Below are 14,816 nucleotides of genomic sequence, written 5' to 3'. Positions count from 1 at the left end.
CGGGAGTCAGGCCGTGACGGGCATCAGCTCGGCGGCGATCGCCTCGGCCGCCCGGCGCAGCACGGGCACGGCCCGGCGGCCGAACTCCTCGTCCACCCGGGACACCGGTCCGGAGACGGAGATCGCCGTGGGGGTCGGCGCCCCGGGCACCGCCATCGCGAAGCAGCGCACGCCGAGCTCGGTCTCCTCGTCGTCGATCGCGTAGCCGCGCTCCCGGATCCGGTCGAGGTCCGCGAACAGCTCCTCGAGGGTCCCGATGCTCTTGGGCGTGGGCGTGGCCATGCCCGCCGCGCCCACGATGGCACGGACCCGTTCGTCCGGCAGGGTGGCGAGCATGGCCTTGCCCACACCGGTGTCGTGGGTGTCGGCCCGGCGGCCCACCTCCGTGAACATGCGCATGGACCGGTTGGACTGGGCCTGGGCGATATAGACGACCTCATGGCCGTCGAGCACGGCCATGTTCGCCGACTCGCCGAGCTCGGCCACCAGCTCGTCCAGACGCGAACGGGCCGCCGAACCGAACTGCCGCCCGGCGGCCTCCCCCAGCAGGATCAGCCGCGGCCCCAGCGCGTAGTTGCGGTTGGGGAGCTGACGGACGTAGCCGGAGGGCACCAGCGTGCGCAGCAACCGGTGGATGGTGGGCAGCGGAAGCTTCACAGCGGCGGAGAGCTCGCTGAGCGACATCTCCCCACCGGCCGCGGTGATCACCTCGAGGAGCTCGAAAACGCGTTCCACCGATTGCACCCCGCCCGAACCGGCTCGTGTGGTCGTCGTGGTCATGGCCATCTCCCGTCGGTACAGCCCGGCCGCCTCGTGCGCCGGGCGAGATCTCGGTGGCCGGATCCGTGACAGGTGTCACGAAAGATCCTTGCCAACCTCGGCTGGCTCCCATAATATCCATAATACGAAAGTTTCATTCCACGATGCGACTGAAATGGTCGCACCACAGCCCCTGGAGGAACCATGGCCACGCCCAGTCCCGGATACTCGATGATCCTGCGTGTGGAGGCCCCGGCAGGCCTCACCGTCACCAGCGAGCTCGCCGCCGCCGCCGCTCGGGCCGGCGCGGCCGTGACCGCCCTCGACATCGTGGAGTCCCACGCAGACCACGTCGTCGTCGACGTCAGCTGCAACGTCTCCGACGCTTCCCACCGCGACGAGGTGCGCGACTCCCTCGAGGCGCTCGACGGCGTCCAGGTGCGCAAGATCAGCGACCGCACGTTCCTGATCCACCTCGGCGGCAAGATCGAGGTCACCCCCCGCGTCTCGCTGCGCAACCGTGACGACCTCTCCCGCGCCTACACCCCCGGCGTGGCCCGGGTCTGCATGGCCATCCACGACAACCCCGGGGACGCCCGGCGGCTGACGATCAAGCGCAACACGGTGGCCGTGGTCACCGACGGCACCGCGGTGCTCGGCCTGGGCGACATCGGCCCGGCCGCCGCCCTGCCGGTCATGGAGGGCAAGGCCGCCCTGTTCAAGGCGTTCGCCGGCGTGGACGCGTGGCCGGTCTGCCTCGACACGACGGACACCGACGAGATCGTGCGCATCGTCAAGGCCATGGCGCCTGTCTACGGCGGGATCAACCTCGAGGACATCGCGGCCCCGCGCTGCTTCGAGATCGAGGCCCGGCTCCGCGAGGAGCTCGACATCCCGGTCTTCCACGACGACCAGCACGGCACCGCGATCGTGGCCCTGGCCGCGCTGTTCAACGCCCTGCGCGTGGTGGACAAGCAGATCGGCGACATCAAGGTCGTGGTCTCCGGGGTGGGCGCCGCAGGGCACGCCATCATCCAGCTCCTCAAGGCCCAGGGAGTGCAGGACATCATCGCCTGCTCCCGCAAGGGCGCGATCCACCGCGGGGAGAGCTACGACGACCCGCACCGGCAGTGGATCGCCGAGAACACCAACGAGACCGGGTTCTCCGGCTCGCTCAAGGAGGCCGTGGTGGGCAGCGACGTCTTCATCGGCGTCTCCGCCCCCGACCTGCTCGACGGGGCCGACGTGGCCGCCATGAACGACCGCGCGATCGTCTTCGCCATGGCCAACCCCGACCCCGAGATCGATCCCGGCGTCGCCGCGGAGCACGCCGCGGTGGTCGCGACCGGCCGCTCGGACTTCCCGAACCAGATCAACAACGTCCTGGCCTTCCCGGGCCTGTTCCGCGGCCTGCTCGACGCCGGGGCATCCGACATCACCACCGACATGCTGGTCGCCGCCGCGCAGGCCATCGCCGACTGCGTGGCCGAGGACGAGCTCAACGCGAGCTACATCGTCCCCAGTGTCTTCGACCAGCACGTGGCGCCGGCCGTGGCCGAGGCCGTGCAGCAGGCGGCCCAGCAGGACACCCGTCAGCTCGCACCGGTGGCCGCCCGCTAGCAGCGCGGCACCGAGTCCGCACCACCGGGCGTCGCCGCCCGGCACCACGGGCGGCGACGCCCACCGAACCCAGCACCGAACGGAGACCACCATGGCCATCGAGTTCACCACCCCCGCCGGCCTGGACCGCGCGAGCGAGATCCTCACCGCCGAGGCCCTCTCCTTCGTGGAGGCCCTGCACCACAACTTCGCCGACCGCCGCGCCGAGCTACTCGGCGCCCGGGAGCAGAACCGCCGCCGGGCCGCCGAGACCGGCACCCTGGACTTCCTGCCGGAGACCCGGGAGATCCGCGAGGGGGACTGGACGGTCGCCCCGGCGCCGCCGGCCCTGCAGGACCGCCGGGTCGAGATGACCGGGCCCGCCTCGCCGGCCAAGATGGCGATCAACGCGCTGAACTCCGGGGCCAAGGTGTGGCTCGCCGATCTCGAGGACGCCTCGAGCCCCACCTGGCACAACCAGGTGGACGGCGTCCTCAACCTGCGCGACGCCGCCCGGGGCACCCTGAGCTTCACGTCCCCGGAGGGCAAGCAGTACGCCCTGCGCCAGGACGCCCCGCTCGCCGTGGTCGTCACCCGGCCCCGCGGCTGGCACCTGCCGGAGCACAACGTCACGGTGGACGGGCAGCCGGCCTCCGGCGCGCTCGTGGACTTCGGCCTGCACTTCTTCCACACCGCGAAGCTCCTGCTGGCCAACGGGCACGGACCGTACTACTACCTGCCGAAGCTGGAGTCCCACCTCGAGGCCCGGCTGTGGAACGACGTGTTCACGTTCGCCGAGGAGCACCTGGGCATCGAGCACGGCACCGTCCGGGCGACCGTGCTCATCGAGACGATCCCCGCGGCGTTCCAGATGGACGAGATCCTCTGGGAGCTGCGCGAGCACGCCTCGGGGCTCAACGCGGGACGCTGGGACTACCTGTTCAGCATCATCAAGTACTTCCGGGACGCCGGCGAGAAGTTCGTCCTGGCGGACCGCTCCACCATCACCATGACGGCCCCGCTGATGCGGGCCTACACCGAGCTGCTCGTGCGGACCTGTCACCGCCGCGGGGCCTTCGCGATGGGCGGCATGGCCGCGGTCATCCCCAACCGCCGGGACCAGGAGGCCACCGAGGCCGCGTTCGCCAAGGTGCGCGCGGACAAGACCCGCGAGGCCGACGACGGCTTCGACGGCTCCTGGGTGGCCCACCCGGACCTGGTGCCCACCTGCCGCGAGGTCTTCGACGGGGTCCTCGGCGAGAGGCCCAACCAGGTGGACCGGCTGCGCGAGGACGTGCGGGTGAGCGCCGAGCAGCTGCTCGACGTCGCCAGCGCCGGGCGGGTGAGCACCCAGAAGGAGCTCGCGGCCAACCTCTACGTGGCGATCCGCTACACCGCCGTGTGGCTCTCCGGCAACGGGGCCGTGGCCATCCACAACCTCATGGAGGACGCCGCGACCGCCGAGATCTCCCGCTCGCAGATCTGGCAGCAGATCCGCAACGGCGTGGTCTACGAGGACACCGGGAACACCGCGACCCGCGAGCTCGTGGCCGAGGAGCTCCAGCGGCAGAAGGAGGTCCTGCGCGAGGAGGTCGACCCGCAGTCCTACGAGGCGCACTTCGAGCCGGCGGCCGCCCTGATCGCCGATCTGGTGCTGGGCGAGGACTACGTCGACTTCCTCACCCTGCCCGCCTACGAGCTGCTCGAGCAGTCCGACCGCGACCGGGTGGCCACGAAGTGAGCGCCGGCGACCTGGACACCGGGACGCTGGGCACAGCCTTCCGGCAGCGCGCTGCGGAGCGGCTCGCCGGCACCGACGCGCTGCTCCAGCGGTCCTACCCGGGGGACCCCGGTACACGCCAGCCCGTGCACACCGTCTACCTCCCCGCCGACAGCTTCACCCCGGAGACCGCCCGGCAGTGGGGAGAGCGCGCCGCCCGGTCCGTGGCCGGGCTCGGTGCGGCCTCCCTCGCGGAGCAGGTGGCCCCCGAGGGTGCCGCCCCGGGTCTGGTCGACCGGGTGGCGCGAGCGGTCGAGCACAAGCTCGCCACCGAGCCCATCGAGGACGTCCGCCTGGACTTCGAGGACGGTTTCGGCGACCGCGGGGACCAGGAGGAGGACGAGTGGGCCGTGCGCGCGGCGCGCACCGTGGCCCTGGCCGTCCGGGAGGGCACCGCGCCGCCGTACATCGGGATCCGCTTCAAGTGCTTCGAGGCCGCCACCCGGGACCGCGGCCTGCGCACGCTCGACCTGTTCGTCACCACCCTGGTGCGCGAGGGCGGGCTCCGGGAGGCCGGGCACAGCGAGGACGGCCTCCCCCGCGGCCTCGTCCTCACCCTGCCCAAGGTGAGCACCACGGAGCAGGTCGACGTCATGGTCGAGGCCTGCGAACAGCTCGAGGCGGGCCTCGGGCTGCCGGCCGGGCGGCTGCGGTTCGAGGTGCAGATGGAGACGGCCCCGATGATCCTGGGGACCGACGGCACCTGCCCCATCCCGGCGATGCTCCACCGGACGGACGGACGGGTCGAGGCCCTGCACTACGGGACCTACGACTATTCCGACTCCCTGCAGATCGCCGCCCAGTACCAGTCCATGGAGCACCCGGCCGCCGACCACGCCAAGGCCGTCATGCAGGTCGCCGTGGCCGGCACCGGGGTGCGGCTGTCCGACGGCTCCACGAACATCCTGCCCACCGGGAGCGACCGGCAGAAGCTGGCCGCCTGGCGGCTGCACGCCCGTCTGGTGCGCCGCTCCCTGGAGCGGGGCTACTACCAGGGATGGGACCTGCACGCGCACCAGCTGCCCACCCGCTACCTGGCCACGTACTTCTTCTACCGCGAGGGCTTCCCCGCGGCGGCGCTGCGGCTGAAGAACTACGTGCACGGCATCGAGTCGGAGATCATGGACGAACCGGCCACCGCCCGGGCCCTGGCCCGCTTCGTCCACCGCGGCGTGCTGTGCGGCGCGATCTCCGGGGAGGAGCTCGAGGAGAGCGCCGGCATCGGCGAGCACGAGCTCTTCTCCCTGGCCCACCCCAAGGCCGCGGCACCGGCCGCATCGACCACCGGAGGCGACTTCAGATGACCGAGACCACCTACCACGCGCCGCACGGCGGCCACCCCGACCAGACCCAGCTGCTCACGGACCGGGCGATGTTCACGGAGGCCTACGCGGTGATCCCGCGCGGGACCATGCGGGACATCGTGACCAGCCGGCTCCCGTTCTGGGAGGACACCCGGGTCTGGGTGCTCGCCCGGCCCCTGTCCGGCTTCGCGGAGACCTTCTCGCAGTACATCGTGGAGGTCGGCCCCGGCGGCGGCAGCGACCGGCCCGAGACGGAGGCCGGCGTGGAGGGCGTGCTCTTCCTCATGGAGGGGGCGCTCGTCCTGACCGTCGACGGGGAGGAGCACGAGCTCGTCCCCGGCGGCTATGCCTTCCTCCCACCGGAGTGCGAGTGGACCGTGCGCAACCGCGGCGGCGAGCCCGCCCGCCTGCACTGGATCCGCAAGGCCTACGAGTACGTGCAGGGCATCGAGGTGCCGGAGCCGTTCGTCACCAACGAGCAGGAGGTCGAGCCGACGGCCATGCCGGGGACCGACGGCAAGTGGGCGACCACGCGCTTCGTGGACCCGGACGACGTCCGGTACGACATGCACGTGACGATCGTGACCTTCGAGCCGGGGGCGGTGATCCCCTTCGCCGAGACCCACGTCATGGAGCACGGGCTCTACGTCCTCGAGGGCAAGGCCGTCTACCGGCTCAACCAGGACTGGGTCGAGGTCGAGGCCGGCGACTTCATGTGGCTGCGGGCGTTCTGCCCCCAGGCCTGCTACGCGGGCGGCCCCGGCCGGTTCCGGTACCTCCTCTACAAGGACGTCAACCGGCAGATGAAGCTGCGCTGACCGGACGGCGATCCCGTCCCCACCGACCGGACCCCGTGCCGCCCTGCCACCGCAGCGGCACGGGGTCCTTCCATGCCATCGGACCACACCCCATAGTTTCCACATCCCGAAATAATTCTTCCAATCAGGGATTGACCTGCGTCACAGGGGACCGTACGCTGTTTCACAAGACAGAAGTTGACTTCCACATCCCGAAATATGTGGCGGTCCCGTCCGAACCAGGAGGATCCAGATGTCCTACACCGTGAACTGCTCCATCCTTCTCACCGACCTGCCCCTGCTCGAGCGCCCCGCGGCCGCCAAGGCCGCCGGCTTCGACGCGGTCGAGTTCTGGTGGCCCTTCGCGGAGTCCGTGCCCGCGGACCGCGACGTCGACGCCTTCGTGGACGCGATCCGGGACGCGGGGGTGCAGCTGAGCGGGCTGAACTTCAACGCAGGCGACATGCCGGGCGGAGACCGGGGCCTCGTGTCCTGGAAGGGCCGCTGCGGGGAGTTCAAGGAGAACATCGCCGTGGTCGCCGCCATCGGCGAGCGCACCGGCTGCAAGGCCTTCAACGCGCTCTACGGCAACCGCCGGCCCGAGCACACGCCGGAGGCCCAGGACGAGCTGGCGGTGCGCAATCTCGTGGCCGCCGCCGAGGGCGTGGCGCGCATCGGCGGGACCGTGCTGCTGGAGCCGGTCTCCGGCACCGAGGCCTATCCCCTGAAGACCGCCCAGGACGCCCTCGACGTCATCGCGAAGGTCCGGGCCGCCGGTGCCGACAACATCAGGCTGCTCGCCGACTTCTACCACCTGTCGGTCAACGGTGACGACGTCTCCGCGGTCATCGAGAAGCACGCCGCTGACTTCGGCCACATCCAGATCGCCGACGCCCCAGGGCGCAACGAGCCCGGCACCGGCGAGCTCCCGCTCCAGCAGTGGATCGAGCGCAGCCGGGAGCTCGGCTACTCGGGCTACGTGGGCCTCGAGTACAAGGCGTCGCAGCAGGACCCCTTCGCCTGGACCGCCGCGTGGTCCGCGGCCCGCGCCGGCGCCTGACGCCGCTCCTCCCCGCACCTGCCACCACGGCCCGTCGCACGCACCGCACGGGCTCCCACAGTGAGGAATCCCACCATGACCAACGTCACCGTCATCGGACTCGGCATCATGGGCCTGCCCATGGCCAAGAACCTCGTCACGGCCGGCTACGACGTCGTCGGCTTCAACCGTTCGCAGGACAAGATCGACCAGCTCGTCGAGGCCGGCGGCAAGGGCGCGTCCAGCGTGGCCGAGTCCGTCGCGAACGCCGACGTCGTGATCACGATGGTCCCGGACTCCCCGGACGTCGAGGGCGTCGTGACCGGCGAGGACGGCGTCTTCGCCCACGCCGCGCAGGGCACCGTCTGGATCGACGCGAGCTCCATCCGCCCGGACGTGGCCGCGCGCCTGTCCCGGGAGGCCGTCGAGCACGGACTGCGCCCGCTGGACGCCCCGGTCTCCGGCGGGGAGCAGGGCGCCATCGACGCCGTGCTCTCGATCATGGTCGGCGGCGAGGCCGCGGACTTCGAGGCCGCCCGCCCGGTGCTCGAGGCCGTCGGGAAGACGATCGTGCACGTGGGCCCCGCCGGCTCCGGGCAGACCGTCAAGGCGGCCAACCAGCTGATCGTGGCCGGCAACATCCAGCTGCTCGCGGAGGCCGTCGTCTTCCTCGAGGCCTACGGCGTGGACACGGACGCCGCGCTGAAGGTCCTCGGGGGCGGCCTGGCCGGTTCCAAGGTCCTGGACCAGAAGGGCCAGAAGATGCTGGACCGCAACTTCGACCCGGGCTTCCGGCTCCAGCTGCACCACAAGGACATGGGCATCGTGACCTCCGCCGCCCGGGAGGCCGGCGTGGCCGTGCCGCTCGGCGCGATCGTCGCCCAGCTCGTGGCCGCCACCGTCAACAAGGGCGACGGCGGACTCGACCACTCGGGTCTCTTCAAGCTCGTCGAGGAGCTCTCCGGCCGCTCGGGCCGCTGACCTTCCCCACCCCACCGCTTCCCGACCCGATCCCGGGTCCTGCTTCCAAGGAGTTCATCATGGCCAGAATGCGCACGGTCGACGCCGTCGTCGCCATCCTCGAGAAGGAGGGCGCCACCGAGGCCTTCGGCCTGCCCGGCGCCGCCATCAACCCGTTCTACTCGGCGATGCGCGCCCACGGCGGCATCCGGCACACCCTCGCCCGGCACGTCGAGGGCGCCTCGCACATGGCCGACGGCTACACCCGGGCCGCCCCCGGCAACATCGGGATCTGCGTGGGGACGTCCGGGCCTGCGGGCACCGACATGATCACCGGCCTCTACGCCGCGTGGGCGGACTCCGTCCCGATCCTGTGCATCACCGGCCAGGCCCCCGTGGCCAAGCTGCACAAGGAGGACTTCCAGGCCGTGGACATCTCCTCGATCGCCGCGCCGGTCACCAAGATGGCCATGACGGTGCTGGAGCCCGGCCAGGTGCCGGGGGCGTTCCAGAAGGCCTTCTACCTCATGCGCTCGGGCCGGCCCGGTCCGGTGCTGCTGGATCTCCCCCTGGACGTCCAGCTCGCCGAGATCGAGTTCGACATCGACGTCTACGAGCCCCTGGCCGTCCACCGCCCCGCGGCGACCCGCGCGCAGGCCGAGAAGGTCCTGGACATGCTCTCCTCCGCGCAGCGTCCGCTCATCGTGGCCGGCGGCGGCATCATCAACGCCGATGCCTCGGCGCAGCTGGTCGAGCTCGCCGAGCTGCTGGACGTGCCCGTGATCCCGACCCTCATGGGCTGGGGCGCCATCCCGGACGACCACCCGCTGATGGCGGGCATGGTGGGCCTGCAGACCTCCCACCGCTACGGCAACGCGACGTTCCTCGAGTCCGACTTCGTGCTCGGCATCGGCAACCGGTGGGCCAACCGCCACACCGGCGGCCTGGACACCTACACCCGGGGCCGCACGTTCGTGCACATCGACATCGAGCCCACTCAGATCGGACGCGTCTTCTCCCCCGACCTCGGCATCGTCTCCGACGCCGGCGCGGCCCTGGAGATCCTCATCGAGGTCGCCCGGGAGCGGAAGGAGCGGTTCTCCGTGCCGGACTGGTCCGGGTGGGTCAAGGACTGCGCCCAGCGCAAGGGCTCGATGCAGCGCAAGACGCACTTCACGCAGGTCCCGGTCAAGCCGCAGCGCGTCTACGAGGAGATGAACACCGCCTTCGGCACGGACGTCACCTACGTCTCCACGATCGGGCTCTCCCAGATCGCCGGCGGCCAGTTCCTGCACGTGCACGGCCCTCGCCAGTGGATCAACGCCGGCCAGGCCGGCCCGCTGGGCTGGACCGGGCCCGCCGCCCTCGGCGTCGTCCGGGGCAAGCCCGAGGCCACCGTCGTCGCGCTCTCCGGGGACTACGACTTCCAGTTCATGATCGAGGAGCTGGCCGTCGGGGCGCAGTTCAACCTGCCCTATCTCCACGTGGTGGTGAACAACTCGTACCTGGGCCTCATCCGCCAGTCCCAGCGCGGGTTCAAGATGGAGCAGAACGTCTCCCTGGCGTTCGAGAACATCAACTCCCCGGAGACCCAGGGCTACGGCGTGGACCACCTCAAGGTCGTCGAGGGCCTGGGCTGCAAGGCCCTGCGCGTGACCGATCCCGAGAAGCTGCAGGAGGCCTTCGGCCAGGCGCGGGTCCTCCTGGAGAAGCACCAGGTCCCCGTGGTGGTGGAGGTCATACTGGAGAAGGTCACCAACATCTCCATGGGGACCGAGATCGACAACGTGGTCGAGTTCGAGGAGCTCGCCGTCAGCGGCGTGGACGCCCCGACGGCGATCGCCCTGCTCGACTGATCCCCGTCCGCACAGAACAGGAGGCACGCCCCGTGCGCATCGTCGTCGCCCCGGACAAGTTCAAGGGTTCGCTGGAAGCCACCGACGTGGTGGAGCACCTCGCGGCGGGCATCCGGTCCGTGGAGCCGTCCGCCACGGTCGTGGCCGTCCCGGTGGCCGACGGCGGCGAGGGCACCCTCGACGCCGCCGTCGGTGCCGGATTCGTCGCCTGCTCCACCACCGTGACCGGTCCCGCCGGGAACCCCGTCGCGGCAGGGTTCGCCCTGCTCGACCGGACCGCGGTGGTGGAGATGGCCCTGGCCTCGGGACTGGCCGCGCTCCCCGTGGACGAGGACGGCGCACCCGTGCTCGACGCCGGGGGCGCCACCAGCCGCGGCACCGGCGAACTGGTCCGCGCCGCCCTCGATGCCGGAGCCACCCGGATCGTCCTGGGGGTGGGCGGCAGCGCCTGCACCGACGGCGGTGCGGGGCTGCTCCAGGGCCTCGGCGCTCGCCTGCTGGACGGCGAGGGCGCCGAGCTGGGCCGCGGAGGCGCCGAGCTCGCCCGGCTGGCCCGGGTGGACCTCACCGGGCTGGATCCCCGGGTGCGGGACGCACAGTTCGTCCTGGCCGCGGACGTCGACAACCCCCTCACGGGGACCAACGGTGCGGCGGCCGTGTTCGGCCCGCAGAAGGGCGCCGACCCGGATCTCGTCGCATCCCTCGATGCCGCGCTGACGGTCTTCCGGGACCGGCTGGCGGACGCCCTGGGCCCGGCCGCCCTGACGGCGGCCGGGGCCCCCGGCGCCGGAGCCGCCGGCGGCGTGGGCTACGCGGCCCTCGCCGTGCTCGGGGCCCAGCGCCGCCCCGGCATCGACGTGGTCCTGGAGTTCGTGGGGCTCGCCGACCGGATGGCGGGCACCGACCTGGTCGTCACCGGGGAGGGCAGCCTCGACGAGCAGTCGCTCGGCGGGAAGACCCCCATGGGGGTCGCCACCACCGCGCACGCCGCCGGCGTCCCGGTGGTGGCCGTGTGCGGCCGCACCACCCTCGACGAGGAGACCCGCAGGGCCGCCGGTTTCGTGCGCACCTATGCCCTCACGGAGCTCGAGCCGGACCCGCGGGTCAGCATGCGCGAGGCCGGCAGGCTGCTCGAGCAGGTGGGCGCCCGGCTCGCCCTCGAGCTCCCCGCTTTGCTCACGGGGACCCGACCCAACTGATCGATCCGGCGGCCCGCGCGGACGCCGAAGACGAGGAGGAGCTCCGAATGACGGAGAAGAAGACGCCGCAGCGGCCGGGGACCACCGACCGGGGCGGGAAGCAGAGCGACGAGCAGGGGCACCGACCGGATCCGGGTCAACCGTCCGCGGAGCCCGGACAGCGCGCGGACGACGCTTCTGACGCCGCAGGGCGTGCGCAGCAGGTGAGTGCGGACCCTGCGGCGATCGCCCGGGAGGACTCCGCCCGCGCGGCCACCAAGCCGGCCGCCGCCCGGAGCGCCTTCGAGGCCGAGCAGGCGCACAAGCTGGACGTGAGCCACGACGTCAACGACCCCGAGCGCGTGCGCCGGCTGATCGCCGACTACAAGCGGGAGCACGGGATGCCTGCCGATGCCGCGGAGGCCTCCCGCCCGGCGTCGGGTGACGCCGGCACCGATGCGCACGGCCACCGCGAGTTCGACCTCGTGGTGCGGGGGCAGAACGTCTCCTGCGGGGACCACTTCGCTCCCCGCGAGGTCGGCGTGCGCAACGGCAGGATCGTGGCCATCGAACCCCTCGGCGCCGGCCTGGTCGGCCGCGAGGTCGTGGAGCTGGCCGAGGACGAGCACCTGCTGCCCGGCCTGGTGGACACCCACGTGCACATCAACGAGCCCGGCCGCACCGAGTGGGAGGGTTTCGCCTCCGCCACCCGCGCGGCCGCCGCCGGGGGCGTCACCACGGTCCTGGACATGCCGCTCAACTCGGTCCCGGCGACCGTCAACGTGCCGGCCCTCGAGTACAAGCGCCTCTTCGCCCAGGACAACGTCTTCGTGGACGTCGGCTTCTGGGGCGGGGCGATCCCCGGCAACAAGCCCGACCTGCGCGAGCTGCACGACGACGGCGTCTTCGGCTTCAAGTGCTTCCTGCTGCACTCCGGGGTGGACGAGTTCCCCCATCTGGAGGCCGACGAGATGGAGGAGGACCTCGCCGAGATCAAGACGTTCGACTCGCTGATGATCGTGCACGCCGAGGACTCCCGGGCCATCGACCGTGCCCCGCGGCCCGAGGGGGACGTGTACGAGAACTTCCTGAAGTCCCGCCCGCGCGGCGCCGAGAACCTGGCCATCGCCGAGGTCATCGAGCGCACCCGCTGGACCGGCGCCCGCTCCCACATCCTGCACCTGTCCTCCTCGGACGCTCTGCCCATGCTCGCCACCGCGAAGCGGGACGGCCTGGACATCACGGTGGAGACCTGTCCGCACTACCTCACCCTGCTCGCCGAGGAGGTGCCCAACGGCGCCACCGCCTTCAAGTGCTGCCCGCCCGTGCGGGAGGTCGGCAACCGCGAGCTGCTGTGGGAGGGACTGATCGACGGGACCATCGACTTCATCGTCTCCGACCACTCCCCCTCGACCCTGGACCTCAAGGACCTCGACAACGGCGACTTCGGGGTGGCCTGGGGTGGTGTCTCCTCGCTGCAGCTGGGGCTGTCCCTGATCTGGACGGAAGCCCGGCGCCGCGGAGTGGACCTGGGCCGCGTGGTGGAGTGGATGTCGACGAAGCCGGCCCAGCGGGCCGGCCTGCGCGCCAAGGGCAAGGTCTCCATCGGCTACGACGCCGACCTGGTGGTCTTCGCGCCCGACGACGCCTTCGTCGTGGACGCCGGGAAGCTGCATCACAAGAACCCCATCACCCCGTACCAGGGCAAGGCGCTGTCCGGAAAGGTGCGCAGAACCTATCTGCGGGGCAGCTCCGTGGACTTCCGGACTCCGTCGGGCCGACTGATCCGGCGCGGGGAGAGCTGACCGGACGCCGTCCGGGCCCGTCGTCGTCGGGGCCCGGACGGTTGAAGGCGAACATCCGCCGGTGCTACGGTCACCGGGACCGCGGGAGCGGTCTCCTGGATCAGCAGACAGGACCTCACTGAGCTGGCGGCGCCGCGTGCCGCCCTCGGAACACACGAGGCGCACGGCGCCGGTGACGAGACCTGCGACCGATCGGAGAACCCTGTGCGTCCCCACACCTCGAATTCCGGCTCCCACCTGCTGTGGCTGCGCGAGCCCCTGGCCCTGTACACCGGCGAGGACACCTCCGCGGACACGGCCGGCGGTGTCGTGGTGGACACCGCCTCCGGCACCGTGGTGGAGCTGGTCCCGGCCGGCGGAGCCCCGACCGTTCCGTGCGGGGTCCTCGACGCCCGGGAGCACGTGGTGGTGCCCGGGCTGATCAACACGCACCACCACTTCTACCAGACGCTCACGCGTGCCTGGGCGCCCGTGGTCAGCGTCCCCCTGTTCCCGTGGCTGCGGGACCTCTACCCCGTGTGGGCCCGTCTGCGCCCCCGCGACCTGCAGCTCGCGACCACGGTGGCGATGGCGGAGCTGCTGCTCTCGGGCTGCACCACGGCGGCCGACCACCACTACCTGTTCCCCGGCGGCATGGAGCACTCGATCGACGTGCAGGTCGAGGCCGCCCGGAGCCTCGGCATGCGGGCCGTCCTCTCCCGGGGATCCATGAGCCTGGGCGAGCGCGACGGCGGGCTGCCCCCGCAGCAGACGGTGCAGGAGGCGGAGACGATCCTCGCCGACAGCGCACGCCTGGTGGGGACCTACCACGAGCGCGGCGACGGCGCCCGGACCCAGATCGCCCTGGCCCCGTGCTCACCGTTCTCGGTGACGCGGGAGATCATGCGGGACACCGCCGTCCTGGCCGGCGAGCTGGACGTGCGGCTGCACACCCACCTCGCCGAGACCATCGACGAGGAGGACTTCTGCCGGGAGCGCTTCGGGCTGCGGACGGTCGACTACCTCGAGTCCACGGGCTGGCTCACCGACCGGACGTGGCTGGCCCACGGCATCCACTTCGACGACGCCGAGGTGGCCCGCCTGGGCGCGGCCGGGGTGGGCGTGGCCCACTGCCCCACGTCCAACATGCGCCTGGCCTCCGGGATCTGCCGGGCCGTGGAGCTCGAGGAGGCGGGAGCCCCCGTGGGGCTCGGGGTGGACGGGTCCGCCTCCAACGACGCCTCCAACCTGGTGCAGGAGGTCCGGCAGGCCCTGTACGTGCAGCGACTGCGCTACGGGGCGGAGGCCGTGCCCCCGGAGCGGGCCCTCGGCTGGGCGACGCGCGGCTCCGCGCGCCTGCTCGGGCGCCCGGACCTCGGCGTGCTGCGCCCGGGCGCCCAGGCGGACCTCGCGATGTTCCGGCTGGACGGGCTGCGCTTCTCCGGCGCCCACGACCCGCTCTCCGCGCTGCTGCTGTGCGGCGCGGAGCGCGCGGACCGGGTCATGGTGGGCGGGCGCTGGCTCGTGGAGGACGGTGCGATCACCGGGTTGGACGTGGAGGCGCTCACCGCCGAGCACTCCGCGGCGGCCCGCCGCCTGGTGAACGCCTGAAGCTCCCGACCCCGCCGGGCCCGGCGCTCGCGGACCGGGCCGGGGCGGGGCGCCGCGGCCCGGTGGCAGCGAGCTGATCGGGCCGGCCCGGACACCGTCGCAGGGGCGTTCCCCGCCTCCGCCCGGCGGTGTGCCGGGCGGAGGCGGGG

At 72.0% G+C, this 14,816-nt stretch carries 11 protein-coding genes; 10 read left to right on the top strand and 1 reads right to left on the bottom strand.

Going from position 1 to position 14,816, the window contains the following annotated elements:
- Positions 1-6 precede the first annotated feature (6 nt).
- Entirely contained in the window at positions 7-780 is a 774-nt protein-coding gene (locus ACZ2G1_RS14885) for an IclR family transcriptional regulator (protein WP_095651231.1), read from the bottom strand.
- Positions 781-963: 183 nt separating this feature from the next.
- Between ACZ2G1_RS14885 and ACZ2G1_RS14880 the strand changes: the two genes are divergently transcribed.
- The 10 genes from ACZ2G1_RS14880 to ACZ2G1_RS14835 all read left to right on the top strand — a co-directional run bounded on the left by ACZ2G1_RS14880 (position 964) and on the right by ACZ2G1_RS14835 (position 14,667).
- Positions 964-2,379, top strand: a complete 1,416-nt coding sequence (locus ACZ2G1_RS14880) for an NAD-dependent malic enzyme (RefSeq protein WP_095651232.1) — start codon at positions 964-966, stop codon at positions 2,377-2,379.
- Positions 2,380-2,470: 91 nt separating this feature from the next.
- Complete coding sequence (aceB, locus tag ACZ2G1_RS14875) at positions 2,471-4,099, top strand: malate synthase A (RefSeq protein ID WP_035923310.1); 1,629 nt, start codon at positions 2,471-2,473, stop codon at positions 4,097-4,099.
- Positions 4,096-5,442 carry a DUF6986 family protein gene (locus tag ACZ2G1_RS14870; RefSeq protein WP_095651233.1) on the top strand — a complete coding sequence of 449 codons (1,347 nt, stop codon included), beginning with the start codon at positions 4,096-4,098 and terminating at the stop codon, positions 5,440-5,442. The genes aceB and ACZ2G1_RS14870 overlap by 4 nt, the downstream gene beginning before the upstream one ends.
- Positions 5,439-6,260 carry a bifunctional allantoicase/(S)-ureidoglycine aminohydrolase gene (locus ACZ2G1_RS14865; protein WP_017834769.1) on the top strand — a complete coding sequence of 274 codons (822 nt, stop codon included), beginning with the start codon at positions 5,439-5,441 and terminating at the stop codon, positions 6,258-6,260. The genes ACZ2G1_RS14870 and ACZ2G1_RS14865 overlap by 4 nt, the downstream gene beginning before the upstream one ends.
- A 232-nt stretch (positions 6,261-6,492) precedes the next feature.
- Positions 6,493-7,299, top strand: coding sequence for a hydroxypyruvate isomerase family protein (locus tag ACZ2G1_RS14860; RefSeq protein WP_035923312.1), 807 nt, complete (start codon positions 6,493-6,495; stop codon positions 7,297-7,299).
- Between the two features lie 75 nt (positions 7,300-7,374).
- Positions 7,375-8,259, top strand: coding sequence for a 2-hydroxy-3-oxopropionate reductase (locus tag ACZ2G1_RS14855; RefSeq protein WP_017834767.1), 885 nt, complete (start codon positions 7,375-7,377; stop codon positions 8,257-8,259).
- Positions 8,260-8,318: 59 nt separating this feature from the next.
- On the top strand, positions 8,319-10,094 hold the full coding sequence (gene gcl / locus ACZ2G1_RS14850) for a glyoxylate carboligase (RefSeq protein WP_176336912.1): 1,776 nt from the start codon (positions 8,319-8,321) through the stop codon (positions 10,092-10,094).
- A 32-nt stretch (positions 10,095-10,126) separates the two neighbouring features.
- Complete coding sequence (locus ACZ2G1_RS14845) at positions 10,127-11,293, top strand: glycerate kinase (RefSeq protein WP_470377076.1); 1,167 nt, start codon at positions 10,127-10,129, stop codon at positions 11,291-11,293.
- Between the two features lie 464 nt (positions 11,294-11,757).
- Positions 11,758-13,077 (top strand): allantoinase AllB, encoded by a 1,320-nt coding sequence (gene allB, locus ACZ2G1_RS14840; RefSeq protein WP_031283715.1) that lies wholly within the window; start codon positions 11,758-11,760, stop codon positions 13,075-13,077.
- Between the two features lie 204 nt (positions 13,078-13,281).
- A complete protein-coding gene (locus ACZ2G1_RS14835) occupies positions 13,282-14,667 on the top strand; it encodes an 8-oxoguanine deaminase (RefSeq protein ID WP_470377075.1) in 1,386 nt (461 codons plus the stop codon).
- Positions 14,668-14,816 lie beyond the last annotated feature (149 nt).

The organism is Kocuria sp. KKT182, assembly GCF_055635395.1.
This window is presented reverse-complemented; position numbering and strand designations above follow the sequence as displayed.

Excerpts from the sequence above, each read along its gene's own strand:
- ACZ2G1_RS14885 (WP_095651231.1), bottom strand. The coding sequence starts at position 780 with ATGACCACGACGACCACACGAGCCGGTTCGGGCGGGGTGCAATCGGTG.
- ACZ2G1_RS14880 (WP_095651232.1), top strand. The coding sequence starts at position 964 with ATGGCCACGCCCAGTCCCGGATACTCGATGATCCTGCGTGTGGAGGCC.
- aceB (WP_035923310.1), top strand. The coding sequence starts at position 2,471 with ATGGCCATCGAGTTCACCACCCCCGCCGGCCTGGACCGCGCGAGCGAG.
- ACZ2G1_RS14865 (WP_017834769.1), top strand. The coding sequence starts at position 5,439 with ATGACCGAGACCACCTACCACGCGCCGCACGGCGGCCACCCCGACCAG.
- ACZ2G1_RS14860 (WP_035923312.1), top strand. The coding sequence starts at position 6,493 with ATGTCCTACACCGTGAACTGCTCCATCCTTCTCACCGACCTGCCCCTG.
- ACZ2G1_RS14855 (WP_017834767.1), top strand. The coding sequence starts at position 7,375 with ATGACCAACGTCACCGTCATCGGACTCGGCATCATGGGCCTGCCCATG.
- gcl (WP_176336912.1), top strand. The coding sequence starts at position 8,319 with ATGGCCAGAATGCGCACGGTCGACGCCGTCGTCGCCATCCTCGAGAAG.